Genomic DNA, 12,988 nt, shown 5'->3' with positions numbered 1-12,988 from the left:
GTCCTGAGGCGGTATCCGCCTCAGGACCTCGCGCCGATCAGCGTTCTATTGGGCCGTCCAGGAAGCGGGCCCGAGGTCGCCGCGGCCCCCGTAGTCGCCGCCGGGCGTCACGAGGGTGCCGGCGGCACCGTCGATCATCGCCTCGGCGTCCGCGAGCGCTCCGATGGCCCCCAGATCACCGGTGACCTCGACGAACCTGCAGACCGCCTCCACCTTCGGCCCCATCGAGCCGGCCGGGAACTTCTCCGCCCGCAACAGGGCGGGGGTGGTCCTGGCGATGTTCTCCGGCGCCGGGGTGCCGTACCCGCGCTGTACGGCGGGCACGTCGGTCAGCAGCAGGAGCGCGTCGGCCTCCAGCGCCTCGGCCAGCTTGGCGGTGGCGAGATCCTTGTCGATGACGGCCTCGACGCCGGCCAGCTTGCCCACCTCGTCACGGACGACCGGGACCCCGCCGCCGCCCGCGCACACCACCACCGCCCCCGACTCCAGGAGCTGGCGGATCGCCCGGGTCTCCACGACGCGCAGCGGCTCGGGCGAGGGCACCACCCTGCGCCAGTGCTCACCGTCGCGGCTGAAGCTCCAGCCGTGGGTCTCCCCGAGCTTCTGCGCCGTCCGCTCGCCGTAGACGGGCCCGATGAACTTGGCAGGCTTGTCGAAGGCGGGGTCGGCGGCCGAGACCAGGGTCTGGTTGATCAGCGCCACGACCTGGCGGCCGGGCAGGGCGTTCTGGAGGGTCTGGAGGAGCCAGTAACCGATCATGCCCTGGGTCTGCGCGCCGAGGACGTCGAACGGGTACGGGACGGTCAGGCTCGTGTCTGCGGCGCTCTCCAGGGCGAGCAGGCCCACCTGCGGGCCGTTGCCGTGGGTGATGACGACCTCGTGCCGCTCCGCCAGCGGGGCGAGGGCGCGGACCGCGAGGACCGCGTTCGCCTGCTGCAGAGCGGCGTCGGGCCGCTGGCCGCGTTCGAGCAGGGCGTTGCCGCCCAGAGCCGCGACGATGCGCATGGCCGTCTCCCCTCAGGCGCCCATGGTGGCCAGCATGATGGCCTTGATCGTGTGCAGCCGGTTCTCGGCCTGGTCGAAGACGATCGAGTGGTGCGACTCGAAGATCTCGTCGGTGACCTCCAGCGCGGACATCCCGGTCCGCGCGAAGAGGTCCGCCCCGACCTTGGTCCTGCGGTCGTGGAAGGCGGGCAGGCAGTGCATGAACCGGACCTGCGGATTGCCCGTCGCCCGGATCATGTCCATGTTCACCTGGTAGGGGCGCAACTGCTCGATGCGCTCGTCCCACACCTCCTTGGGCTCGCCCATGGAGACCCAGACGTCGGTGTAGACGAAGTCGGCGCCGGCCACGCCCTCGGCGACGTCCTCCGTGTGGCTGATCAGGGCGCCGGTCCGCTCGGCGACGTGCTGCGCCTGCTTGATCACGTCATCGTGGTTCCAGAGCGGGCGCGGGGCGACCATCCGGACGTCCATCCCCATCATGGCGCCCGCCACCAGCAGGGAGTTGCCCATGTTGTTGCGCGCGTCGCCGCAGTAGGCGAACGTGATGTCCTGGTCGCGCTTGTTGCTGTGCTCGCGCATGGTCAGCATGTCGCAGAGCGTCTGCGTCGGGTGCCATTCGTCGGTCAGGCCGTTCCACACCGGGACACCGGCCAGCCGGCCCAGCGTCTCGACGTGCTCCTGCTTGGAGCCCCGATACTCGATGCCGTCGAACATCCGGCCGAGCACCCGCGCGGTGTCCTCCACCGACTCCTTGTGCCCGAGCTGCGACCCGTCCGGGTCGAGGTACGTGACGTGCGCGCCCTGGTCGTGGGCGGCCACCTCGAACGCGCACCGGGTGCGGGTGGAGGTCTTCTCGAAGATGAGCGCGACGTTCCTGCCGGTGAGCCGGGGTCGCTCCAACCCCGCGTACTTCGCCTTCTTCAGGCTCGCGGACAGCTCCAGCAGGTACTTCCACTCGGACGGGGAGAAGTCCAGCTCCTTGAGGAAGTTCCGGGCGTGCAGGTTGTAGGTCATGTCAGCTCCTCAGACGGGGTCGCGTTCGATCGGGCAGGACATGCAGCGCGGTCCGCCGCGACCTCTTCCGAGCTCGCTGCCCGCGATGGTGATCACTTCGATTCCGTGCTTGCGCAGGTTGGTGTTCGTGGCGACGTTGCGCTCGTAGCCGACGATGACGCCGGGCTCGACGGCGAGGAAGTTGGTGCCGTCGTCCCACTGCTCGTGCTGGGCGGCGCGCAGGTCCTCGTCGGTCCGCAGCACGGTCATGTGGTCCACGCCCAGCGTCTCGGCGATGGTGTCGATGAGACTCTCGTTGCGGACGATCTCCAGCCCGCCGGGGCGGGCCTGGTCCCGCGACGGCAGCACGGTCCACGAGCGCAGGGGCAGGTCCAGGTACGGGTACATGACGAACGTCGACGCGTCGATCATCGTCATGACGGTGTCGAGGTGCATCATCGCCCGTGAGTGCGGCAGCTCGACGGCGATCACCTTGGTGGCGCCGCCGCCGGCGAACAGGGAGCGGGCGAGGTTCTCGATGCCCATGGCGGTGCTGCGCTCCCCCAGCCCGACCAGCACGGCGCCGTTGCCCAGGACGTGGATGTCGCCGCCTTCGAGGGTCGCGGGCTGGTGGCCCACGTCGTCGCCGCCGTACCAGATCGTGAAGTCCTGGCCCTGGAACATCGGGTGGAAGCGGTAGATCGCGGCGCTGTGCACCGATTCCCGGGTCCTGGCCTGCTTGGCCATGGGGTTGATGCTGACGCCGTTGTAGATCCAGGCGGAGTTGTCGCGCTGGAACAGGTGGTTGGGCAGCGGCGCCAGCAGGAAGTCGTCGGCGTTCATGAGCTCCCAGCGCAGGCTGCTGGTGCTGATGCGGCTCAGCTCCGCCTTGAGCACACCGCCGATCAGCAGCTCGGAGAGCCGGTCGCTGGCCACTTCGTGGGCGAGCCCGCGCAGCGGCCCGACGAGCGTGGGCCCGACGGTGTCGTCGGAGAGCACCCGTTCGAGCACCCAGTCGCGGGCGGCGGGGATGTCGAGCACCTCGGCGAGCAGCTTGCCGAAGTAGTGCACGACGACGCCGCGGTCGCGCAGGACCTGCGCGAAGGCGTCGTGCTCCTCGCGGGCCCGCTTGCCCCACAGGATGTCGTCGAACAGCAACTCGTCCACGTTGGCCGGGCTGAGCCTGCTGAGCTCGAGCCCCGGCCGGTGCAGGATCACTTGCCGGAGCCTGCCGATCTCGGAATCGACGTGAAAGGGCATGACCTTCTTCTCCTCTGGTGATGGGGTTCGGTGATGGCGGAAGTCAGTGGTACGGCGGGACCGGCGGCGGGCTGGTCATGCGGTCACGCATCCGCAGGTAGACCGGGACCCCCACGAGGAGCGCCACCGCGGCCATGAGGAACGGCCCCCAGACGAGGAACCAGTCCGTCTCGCCGGTGTTGCGCGAGTACCAGATGAACAGCGCGGAGAAGATCAGGGCCGCCACGGACACCGTCAGGTCGCGGACGAGCCGCGGCGTGTGGACGGTCCTGTGGTCTCGCCAGCGCCACTTGATCTGCGCCAGCGCGGAGAACGCGTACGGGATGGCGGAGGTTATCCCCGTCATCAGGATCAACGTGTTGAACACGGTGGCCCCGCTGGCCCCCATGAAGCTGACGGCCATGGCGATCGAGGCGAGCGCGGTCGAGGCGATGATCCCGATGGCGGGCACCCCGCGCTTGGAGATCTTGCCGAACACACCGGGGAACAGCCCGTCGCGGGACGCGGCGAGCGGCATCTCGGCGCAGATCATGATCCAGCCGTTCAGCGCGCCGAACCCGGAGACGATCACCGCGAGCGCCACCAGGTCGCCGGCCCACGAGCCGCTGCCCGCCATGGCGTTGGCGGCCACCGAGTACGACGCCTTGTTCGCCTCCTCGCCGAGCAGCTGCGTGGGGACGGTGCCGAAGACGGCGATCAGGGAGAGCAGGTAGACCACGGCGCTGGCCAGCGTGCCGAAGATGGTGGCGCGCGGGATGTTCCGCTCGGGGTCACGCACCTTGGCGGCGGCCACCGCGGCGGTCTCCACCCCGAGGTAGCTGAACAGGCAGATGGCCATCGCGCCCGCGATGGCCTTCAGGTCGCTCTGGCCGCTGACGTTCCACGGCTGGAAGTTGGACGTGCTGATGAACGCCAGCCCGACGGTCGACATGATCGCCAGCGGCACGAACTTGATGATCGTGGTGTAGAGCTGCACGGCGCCGATGTTCTTCACGCCGGACAGGTTGATCGCGGCCGGGATCCAGAGGCCGGCCAGCGCGATCACGATGGACCAGCCGGTCACGCCGCTCTTGTTGACGAAGTGCTCGACGTAGTAGACCCAGCCGGTGACGATCGCGGCGTTGCCCGCCCAGGCGGTGATCCAGTAGCTCCAGGCGTTGGCGAACCCGGCCCGGTTGCCGAACGCGGCCCGCGCGTAGGCGTACGGGCCGCCGTCGGCGGGCAGCCGGCGGGACAGGGCGGCGAACATCAGGGCCAGCGCCAGCGCGCCGACCGTGGTCACCGCCATCGCGATGATGCTGATGGGGCCGAACGCGGCCAGCGAGTACGGCAGGTTGAAGATGCCGACCCCGATGATGCTGCCCAGGATCAGCGCCGTGGCCTGCGGCAGGCTGAAGGCGGTCCGCGCCTCCGGACGGGGGACGGTCTCCGTCGCCTCGGTCTCAGCCATGGACCTCTCCCTCCGAGCACCGGACCGGCGGTCATCGCCACTCGAACCTTCCTGTGACGAGCGGCGGATCGACCTCACCCCGGGCGGGTGAGAGACCCGGCGGATCGTCACTGACGGCAGCACCACCTGCCGTCAGTGCGCCGGCGCCACCTGCCGTCAGTGCGCGAGCGCCACCTGCCGTCAGTGCGCGAGCGCCACCTGCCGTCAGTGCGCGAGCGCCACCTTGAGCGCGACGATGATCGATCCGATGAGCAGGTTCCCCACGGCCGCGAAGACGACGAGCCGCGTCCCGATCCCGGCCTTGGCGCCGGCGACGGCGGCCCAGACCACCTGACCGGCCAGCGCGGTCACCAGCGCGAGCCACGCCGTCGCCCCCGGAGGGAGGCCCACGGCCCAGCCCGCCATGGCGGCGAGCGCCGGCGGCAGCGCCGCCTCGGCCAGCGGCCGCTCGTGCGTGCCGACCCGCCGCACCTGCCGCCAGGTCAGCAGCTCGCGCTTCCTGCGCTCGCCGACCAGCCGGGCGTAGACGTGCGCGAGCCAGAACACCAGCCCGGTGGCCACGATCAGGACACTGAGCACGAATCCCGCGGGCGGGTCCTTGGCCGGACTGGTGCCGGCGACGACGGAGGCGGCCAGCAGGGATCCGTAGACCGCCCCCGTGTAGTCCACGCGCGCTTCATCGTCCAGGGCGTCGTTCAGGGCGTCGTCCAAGGGATCCTCCAGGTCCTCTCATCGCACCCTCGCCGCGGCCCCAGTGCCCGGCTTCACCCCTGCCGGGTGACGCCCGGCGAGGTGGCGCGCCGCAGACTCGACGCCAGTGCGCACAGCAGGCCCAGCGGCATGGGGAGGCATCGATGACAACGTCCTCGGCGAGCCAGAACGTGGACGCCCCAGAACCGGCCGATTTCTCGGCGCTCCCGGTTTCCGAAGCGCTGAAGATCTTGGGCGTGGCCGCCGGACACGGCCTCAGCGGCGAAGAGGTGGAGGCGCGGAGACGGCAGTACGGCCCCAACCGGTTCGCGGAAAGCAAACGAGAGCCGGCCTGGCGTGCCTTCGCCCGCCAGTACGCGGACGCGATGCAGATCGTCCTGCTGATCGCGGGCGTCGCCAGCTTCTTCCCACTCAAGCAGTACGGCACGGCCATCCTGCTGATCGCCCTGACCCTGCTGAACGCCTTCCTCGGGCTGCACCAGGAGGGCAAGGCGGCGGCCGCCGTCACCGCGCTGCAGAAGATGATGATCGTGAAGGCCAGGGTCCGCAGGGACGGAACCCTGGCGGAGGTCGCGGCCGAGGAGCTCGTCCCCGGGGACGTGGTGGCCGTCGAGGCCGGCGACCTGATCCCGGCCGACGGGCGCATCATCAGGTCGGCGACCCTGGAGATCGGCGAGTCCGCGCTGACCGGGGAGAGCACTCCCGTCAGCAAGGACGCCGGCGCCCTGCTCGGGCCCGGCGCCGATCTCGGGGACCGGGTCACGATGGCGTTCATGAACACGGACGTCACCCGCGGCTCGGGCGAGCTGGTGGTGACCGCGACCGGCATGAACACGGAGGTGGGCCACATCTCCGGCATGCTGCAGACGCAGGAGGACACCGAGACCCCGCTGACCCGGCAGCTCTCCAAGCTGACCAACCAGATCCTGATGATCTCGGGCGGCGCGCTCATCGTCTCGTTGCTGATCAACCTGGCGCGCGGCAACGACTTCGCCGCGGTCTTCACGGCCTCGATCGCCTTCGCCGTCGCGGCCATCCCCACCGGGCTGCCCGCCGTCGTGACGACCATCCTGTCGATGGGCACGACGCTGCTCGCCAAGTCCAACGCCATCGTCAAGCGGCTGCGCTCCACCGAGACGCTGGGCTGCACCTCGGCCATCAACTCCGACAAGACCGGGACGCTCACGCTGAACCAGATGACCGCGGTCGAGATGACGCTGCCCGGCCGCCGGTACACGGTCTCGGGCACCGGGTACTCGGCCGAAGGACAGATCATGCGGGTCGCGGGCCAGCCCGACGTGCCGCTGGAGCCGTTCCTGCTGCCGATGGTGCTGACCGCCGACGCCCAGGTGACCGACGGCCACCTGATCGGCGACCCGACGGAGGGCGCCCTGGTCGTCCTGGCGGCGAAGGGCGGCCTGGATCCCCAGGTCACCCGGCAGACCTATCCGCGCCTGGCCGAGGTGCCCTTCGACGCCTCGTACAAGCTGATGGCGACCTTCCACCGCATGCGGGACGAACGCGGCGCAGACGTGATCCGCTGCCTGGTCAAGGGCGCGCCGGACCAGTTGCTCGCCCGCTCGGACTCGGTGCTCGACTCGGGGTTCGGCCCCCTGCCGCTCACCGAGGAGTTCCGCGCCCGCTATCTGGAGGAGAACCAGCGGCTGGCCGAGCAGGGTCTGCGGGTGCTGGGCACGGCCCGCAGGGACTTCGACCCCAACGCGATCAGCCTCGACGGCGACCTGATCGCGCACGTGGACGGGCTGGTCCTGCTGACACTGGTCGGGATCGTGGACCCGCCGCGGCCCCAGGCCAAGGCCGCGATCGCCAAGGCCCGCGAGGCGGGCATCCAGGTCCGCATGATCACCGGCGACCACGCGGTGACCGCGCAGTCCATCGCGGCGCAGCTCGGCATCCCCGGCCGGGCGATCACGGGCGCGGCCTTCGCGGGCATGGACGACGACACCGCGCTGCGCGAGATCGACGACATCGGCGTCATCGCCAGGGTCGCCCCCGAGCACAAGGTGCGCCTGGTCGACATCCTGCGCGCGAAGGGCCACATCGTGGCCATGACCGGCGACGGGGTGAACGACGCCCCGGCGCTCAAGCGGGCCGACATCGGCATCGCCATGGGGATCACCGGCACCGAGGTGTCCAAGGAGGCCGCCTCGATGATCCTGACCGACGACGACTTCTCCACCATCGTCAAGGCCGTCGAGCTGGGCCGGGCGCTGTACGACAACCTGAAGAAGTACATCAAGTTCCAGATCGGCGTGCTGACCGGCTTCATCGTCACCTTCCTCGGAGCCGGGATACTCAACATCCTCGGCGGCGTGCCGTTGCAGCCGCTGCAGACCCTCTGGACGAACTTCACCGTGCACATCTGCCTGGCCATCGGGCTCGGCTACGGCGCGGCGGCACAGGGCCTCATGCAACGCCGGCCACGCCGCGCGGACGAGCAGATCCTCGACCGCGGCCTGTTCGTCTGGCTCGGCTCCGCGGGGGTCGTGCTCGGGATCGCCACGCTCGGGGTGAGCTGGTGGGCGGAGTCGGCCTACGACGACCAGCTCGCCAGGACGATGGCGCTGACCACGTTCTCCCTGTTCAGCGTGTTCTTCGCGATCACCGTGCGTGACCCGTCGCGGTCGATGTTCGACTTCGCCGGGCCACCTGACCGGCCGTTCCTCATCTGGTCCGGCCTGTCCGTGGTCGCGATCATCCTGGCCGGCGGCTTCGAGTTCTTCCACAAGCTGCTGGGCACCGTGGACATGAACCTCGGCCAGTGGCTCGTCTGCCTGGCGGTGGGAGCACTCATCATCCCCATCTCCGAGATACAGAAGGCCCTGCTGCGGCGGCGCGAGCGGGCGGCGTCCGCGACGGCGCCGGCCACGGCCGTGGCCGCGGTGAGGAGCACCGTATGACGGAGGCAAGCGACTCGACGGCCGCACGCATCTCGGCGGCGGCCAAGGCGATGGTCTTCCCGCTGGCGCTCGCGCAGTTCATCGCCAGCTACGCGGCGACGAACATGAACGTCGCCATCACCACCATCGCCGAGGATCTCGGCACGTCGGTGGGCGGCATCCAGACCACGATCACCCTGTTCACGCTGACGATGGCCTCACTGATGGTCGCCGGCAGCAAGCTGACCGACATCCTGGGCCGCAAGGTCTGCTTCGTCGCGGGACTGATCGTGTACGGGACCGGCGCCCTGCTGGCCTCGCTGTCCCAGGGGCTGGGCCTGCTGATCGTCGGCTACTCGCTGCTCGAAGGCATCGGATCGGCCCTGCTGATCCCGCCGATCTACATCCTGATCACCGTGGCGTTCACCGACGTCAGATCCCGCGCCAAGTACTTCGGCATCGTCAGCGGCGCCGCCGGGCTCGGCGCGGCGGCGGGCCCGCTCCTCGGTGGCTTCATCACCAGCAGCGTCGGCTGGCGCGCCTCCTTCATCGTGCAGGTCCTGGTCGTCGTGTGGATCATCGTGCTCTCCCGGAGCAGGGTCCCCAGCACGCCACCGGTACGGCCCAGGCCGGCGTTCGACACCGCCGGCGCGATCCTGTCGGCAGCGGGGCTGTTCTTCGTCGTGTTCGGCATCCTGCAGTCAGGGACGTACGGCTGGCTCGCCTCGCGCGCGGACTTCGTGATCGGTGGCACCGTGGTGCTCCCCCAGGGCGGGTTGTCACCCGTGTGGCTGTTCGCCGCCCTCGGCACGGGGATCCTGATCTGGTTCTTCCTGCACGTGCGCTCCAGGGAGCGGGCGGGCAAGACGCCCCTGATGTCCCTGTCCCTGTTCCGCAGCCGCACGGCCAACCTCGGCCTGGTGACGCAGAACGTCCAGTGGCTCACGATGCAGGGGTCCTTCTTCGTCGTCTCCGTCTTCCTGCAGCAGGCCTGGCACTACAACGCGATCCAGACGGGCCTGATGCTCACCCCGGCGACGATCGGGATCCTCGCCTCCTCGGCGGCCGCGGAGAGGTTCGCGAGCAGGCATCCGCAGCGGCGGATGATCCGGGTGGGTTTCCTCGCCATGGCGCTCGGCATGGTGTGCCTGCTGCTGCTGGCCAGGGAGACGAATTCGATCATCGCCTTCGTGCCCGGCCTGCTGATGATGGGGCTGGGCATCGGGACCATGCTCACCGCCTCGGTCAACCTCGTGCAGTCGGCCTTCCCGGACGAGGAGCAGGACGACATATCCGGCCTGTCGCGCAGCGTGTCGAACCTGGGCTCGTCGCTGGGCACGGCGCTGGCGGGATCGGCGCTGGTGGCGGCGGCGAGCCGGCCTGAGGGCGCGCCGTTCACCGTCGCCCTCGTCATGCTGGTGGTGTTCGCGCTGCTCGGGCTGGCCGCGGCGATGTTCCTGCCCCGCGAGCGCGCCCAGGAGGAGCGTCCCGCGGCAGGCTGAAACGTGCGGCCCGCGCCAGTCCGGGCCGCACCGGTCCGGGCCACTCAGGCCCGGACCGCATCAGCGCGTGTTGCCCTTCCCGCGGTCGCGGGCCTCGGGGTCCCCCTCCAGTTCGGCGACGATCTGGGCCCACCGCACGGGGTTCACCCAAACCCCGGCGTCGTGCTCACCGGAGACGACGGCGCCACTGCGCCGCGTCCGCCAGGGGTTGACGACACATCGGTAGAGCCACCAGCACGCGGCGGCCACCACGAGTAGTTCGATGAGCAGTCCCATCACACGTCCCCTCTCTGCTGTGGGAAGTATTCGTCCGCGTGGTCGTCCTGATATCACCCGCAAGGGATGAAGCTCCGCACCGTCGGCAGGACAGGAGGAGATCCCCATGCCCCGCCCCGCATCCCGTAGACCGCGTCCCTCGTCCGGGACGTCACGTCGCAGGTCAGGCGGCGCCGAACCGGCCGGCGTCGCGGGGCGGCGCGTCACCGCCATGAAAGGGCTGGCCGCGCTGCTCGCCGGGGTGTTCGTGACGGCCTGGCCGCGGATCACGGTGGACGCCCTCGTCGCGCTGGCCGGGATCCAGCTGCTCGTCTCGGGGACGTTCGACCTGGCGCGGTCGATCGTCTCGCGTGACACGAGCGCGGAGGCGCGGCTGCTGTTCGCGCTGCTGGGCGGGCTGCTGATCTGCGTGGGCGGGCTCGCGCTGCGCGGCGACCTCCGCACGATCGAGGTCCTCGCCGTCATGCTGGGCCTGGCCTGGACCCTGACCGGGATCATCGACCTCGTGAGTCTCCTGGCCGGCCCGTCCTGCGCGGAGCGCGTGCCGGAGGCGGTCATCGGCGTCCTCGCGGCGCTGGCGGGGATCGCCGTGCTCGTCGTGCCGACGCCTCCTCCGGCCGCGTCGGCCGTGTTCGCGGGCCTGTGGCTGATGGCGTGGGGCGGGCTCACCGTTCTCGTCTCCGGGGGCCGGCGGAGACTCCCCCAGGACGGGTGAGGTCTCCAGGGGATGCGCACGGTTTTCTGAGATCACGCGTCCATCCCGCCGCGTACGTGCTCCGAAGGGCAGCCATGAAAGAGACAGGCGATGTCGTACCGGGCGGATCGCCCATGCCGAACGTGCTCATCGTGCTCGTCGGCGCCATGGGCTTCGGCGCGTCCTCGGCGTACGGCGGACCCTGCGGCATGCCCACGGCCCAGCGCCTGGCCCACGGCGGGCTGCAGTACACCGGCTTCCGCACCTCCGGCTCGGGCACGGCGACCAGGAACGCGCTGCTCACCGGCCGCGGCCCCGCCTCCGGCGGCATCCGGCACCACCCCGGCTCGGCCACCACGATCGCCACGATCCTGCGCTACCACGGCTACCGCACCGCCGCCTTCGGCAAGGTGTGCCGTCCCGGTCACCCGCAGCAGCCCTCGGCCCTGGAGCACGGGGGTTTCCAGGGATTCGAGAAGTTCTACGGCTTCGCCGGCACGGAGACCAGCCAGTGGGAGCCGATCCTGTACGACGGCACCAGGCCGGCGACCCCGCTGACGGGTCCCCAGTACGGCTACCACCTCTCCGAGGATCTGACCGACCAGGCGATCCACTGGATCAGGGTGCACAAGGCACGCACGCCCGGCACCCCCTTCTTCGCCTACCTCGCCTTCGGCGCGACGCAGGCCCCGCACCACGTGCCGCGCAGGTGGCGCGACCAGTACCGGGGGCTGTTCCACGACGGATGGGACATGCAGCGGCAGCGGACGCTGCGGCGGCAGCAGGCGCGCGGCATCGTGCCCGCGCACACCGAGCTCGTGCCGCGCCCGCACGAGATCCCGGCCTGGTCCGGCCTGTCCCAGCCGGCCAAGCAGGTCGCCCTCACGCTGATGGAGAACTACGCCGGCTTCGCCACCCACACCGACCGCCAGGTGGGCCGGATCGTGGACGCGCTCAACCTGCTGGGCACGCTCGACGACACGCTCGTCTTCTACGTCCTCGGCGACGGCCCCGCCTCCCGGCAGGGCGGCCCGCACGGCACCATCAACGACGTCCTCGTCCGCAACGGCGTGCCCGAGCCCGCCCTCGACGCGCTGCCGTTCCTGGACGACGTCGGCGGGCCGGAGTCGAACCCCGGCTACCCCGCCGGATGGGCGCTGGCCATGGACACCCCCTTCGACGGCGGCACCAGGAACGGGCTGATCGTCCACTGGCCGGACGGCATCAAGGAGCGCGGGCGGCTCTGCCACCAGCGGCTGCACTGCACGGACATCCTGCCGACGATCCTGGAGGCGGCCGGCCTGCCGGAGCCGTACACGGTGGACGGGGTGGCGCAGCGGCCGATCGAGGGGGCCGGCATGCGGTACACGTTCGGCGACCCCGACGCCCCCGACCGGCGCGGGGGCCTGGTCGAGTGGCCCGCCGTCCGGGTGCCCGCGCAGGACGGCGGCGAGCCTTCGTACCCGTCCTCGATCACGGTGTACAGCGGCATGCAGCAGGTGCCGTCCGACGGCGTCCCGGACGTCAAGAACACCTCGCACACCATCGTGGCCGACATCGAGGTGGGCGTGGACGGCGGCGACGGCGTGGTCGCGGCGCAGGGCGGCAGGTTCGGCGGATGGGCGCTCTACCTCAGGTCCGGCCTCGTCACGTACTGCTACAACCTGTTCGGGCGTGAGCGTACGTACCTGCGGGCGCCCTCGTGGCTGCGCCCGGGACGGCACGCCATCCGGTACGCGTTCGCCTACGACGGCGGCGGGATCGGCAAGGGCGGGATCGGCACGCTGACCGTCGACGACATCGAGATCGGCGCGGTCCGGATCGACGCGACCGTGCCGCTGCTCTTCGCCGACGACCAGGCGCTCGGCATCGGCCGCGACAGCGGCTCCCCCGTCACCGGCGAGTACGCCGGCTGCGGCGGCCCGTTCACCGGCACCATCCGCTCGGTACGCATCGACATCGGCCGCCCGCCCGCGCAACCCCGCGAGTACGGCGTGCTCTCCCGCCACCAGAAGACACCGCCGCAGAAGACACCGCAACGGTAGGCGGATCCCGAAACGTGTGGCCCCGGCTTGCTCGGCCCCAAGGGGGGTGAGCCAAGCAGACCGGGGCCACACCCATGTGCGTGGTCCTCCCGGCCCTGCCGCGTTCGCGCCTCTGCGTGGCCCGGCGTTATCGTGCATAATCAGGGAGCTAC

At 70.6% G+C, this 12,988-nt stretch carries 10 protein-coding genes; 4 read left to right on the top strand and 6 right to left on the bottom strand.

Annotation, left to right across the window (positions count from 1 at the left end):
* Window positions 1-45: 45 nt before the first annotated feature.
* From ABEA43_RS57030 to ABEA43_RS57010, 5 genes are all read right to left on the bottom strand, one after another.
* Window positions 46-1,005: a carbamate kinase gene (locus ABEA43_RS57030; protein ID WP_345575916.1), complete on the bottom strand. Its 960-nt coding sequence runs from the start codon at window positions 1,003-1,005 to the stop codon at window positions 46-48.
* Window positions 1,006-1,017: 12 nt separating this feature from the next.
* Window positions 1,018-2,019 carry an ornithine carbamoyltransferase gene (gene argF, locus ABEA43_RS57025; RefSeq protein ID WP_345575914.1) on the bottom strand — a complete coding sequence of 334 codons (1,002 nt, stop codon included), beginning with the start codon at window positions 2,017-2,019 and terminating at the stop codon, window positions 1,018-1,020.
* A 9-nt stretch (window positions 2,020-2,028) separates the two neighbouring features.
* On the bottom strand, window positions 2,029-3,258 hold the full coding sequence (locus ABEA43_RS57020) for an arginine deiminase (protein WP_345575912.1): 1,230 nt from the start codon (window positions 3,256-3,258) through the stop codon (window positions 2,029-2,031).
* 43 nt (window positions 3,259-3,301) lie between these two features.
* Entirely contained in the window at window positions 3,302-4,708 is a 1,407-nt protein-coding gene (locus ABEA43_RS57015) for an APC family permease (RefSeq protein WP_345575909.1), read from the bottom strand.
* 204 nt (window positions 4,709-4,912) lie between these two features.
* Entirely contained in the window at window positions 4,913-5,419 is a 507-nt protein-coding gene (locus tag ABEA43_RS57010; protein ID WP_345575907.1) for a hypothetical protein, read from the bottom strand.
* Between the two features lie 143 nt (window positions 5,420-5,562).
* Between ABEA43_RS57010 and ABEA43_RS57005 the strand changes: the two genes are divergently transcribed.
* Both ABEA43_RS57005 and ABEA43_RS57000 read left to right on the top strand, forming a co-directional pair.
* Entirely contained in the window at window positions 5,563-8,340 is a 2,778-nt protein-coding gene (locus ABEA43_RS57005) for a cation-translocating P-type ATPase (RefSeq protein ID WP_345575905.1), read from the top strand.
* The gene (locus ABEA43_RS57000) at window positions 8,337-9,821 is read left to right on the top strand and encodes an MFS transporter (protein ID WP_345575903.1); all 1,485 of its coding nucleotides are present in this window, start codon (window positions 8,337-8,339) and stop codon (window positions 9,819-9,821) included. Before ABEA43_RS57005 ends, ABEA43_RS57000 begins: the two co-directional genes overlap by 4 nt.
* Before the next feature lie 60 nt (window positions 9,822-9,881).
* Here ABEA43_RS57000 and ABEA43_RS56995 read toward each other — a convergent pair whose 3' ends face one another.
* On the bottom strand, window positions 9,882-10,097 hold the full coding sequence (locus ABEA43_RS56995; protein WP_345575900.1) for a hypothetical protein: 216 nt from the start codon (window positions 10,095-10,097) through the stop codon (window positions 9,882-9,884).
* A gap of 106 nt (window positions 10,098-10,203) precedes the next feature.
* Between ABEA43_RS56995 and ABEA43_RS56990 the strand changes: the two genes are divergently transcribed.
* Entirely contained in the window at window positions 10,204-10,812 is a 609-nt protein-coding gene (locus ABEA43_RS56990) for a DUF308 domain-containing protein (protein WP_345575897.1), read from the top strand.
* Between the two features lie 113 nt (window positions 10,813-10,925).
* Window positions 10,926-12,836, top strand: a complete 1,911-nt coding sequence (locus ABEA43_RS56985; RefSeq protein WP_345575895.1) for a sulfatase-like hydrolase/transferase — start codon at window positions 10,926-10,928, stop codon at window positions 12,834-12,836.
* The last annotated feature ends 152 nt before the right edge of the window (window positions 12,837-12,988 follow it).

The organism is Nonomuraea rosea, from assembly GCF_039539705.1.
Lineage (GTDB): Bacteria > Actinomycetota > Actinomycetes > Streptosporangiales > Streptosporangiaceae > Nonomuraea > Nonomuraea rosea.
This window is presented reverse-complemented; position numbering and strand designations above follow the sequence as displayed.

Bases quoted from the DNA above. Each gene is read 5' to 3' on its own strand.
- ABEA43_RS56995 (WP_345575900.1), bottom strand. From the start codon at position 10,097: ATGGGACTGCTCATCGAACTACTCGTGGTGGCCGCCGCGTGCTGGTGG.
- ABEA43_RS57015 (WP_345575909.1), bottom strand. From the start codon at position 4,708: ATGGCTGAGACCGAGGCGACGGAGACCGTCCCCCGTCCGGAGGCGCGG.
- ABEA43_RS57005 (WP_345575905.1), top strand. From the start codon at position 5,563: ATGACAACGTCCTCGGCGAGCCAGAACGTGGACGCCCCAGAACCGGCC.
- argF (WP_345575914.1), bottom strand. From the start codon at position 2,019: ATGACCTACAACCTGCACGCCCGGAACTTCCTCAAGGAGCTGGACTTC.
- ABEA43_RS57030 (WP_345575916.1), bottom strand. From the start codon at position 1,005: ATGCGCATCGTCGCGGCTCTGGGCGGCAACGCCCTGCTCGAACGCGGC.
- ABEA43_RS57000 (WP_345575903.1), top strand. From the start codon at position 8,337: ATGACGGAGGCAAGCGACTCGACGGCCGCACGCATCTCGGCGGCGGCC.
- ABEA43_RS56990 (WP_345575897.1), top strand. From the start codon at position 10,204: ATGCCCCGCCCCGCATCCCGTAGACCGCGTCCCTCGTCCGGGACGTCA.
- ABEA43_RS56985 (WP_345575895.1), top strand. From the start codon at position 10,926: ATGCCGAACGTGCTCATCGTGCTCGTCGGCGCCATGGGCTTCGGCGCG.
- ABEA43_RS57020 (WP_345575912.1), bottom strand. From the start codon at position 3,258: ATGCCCTTTCACGTCGATTCCGAGATCGGCAGGCTCCGGCAAGTGATC.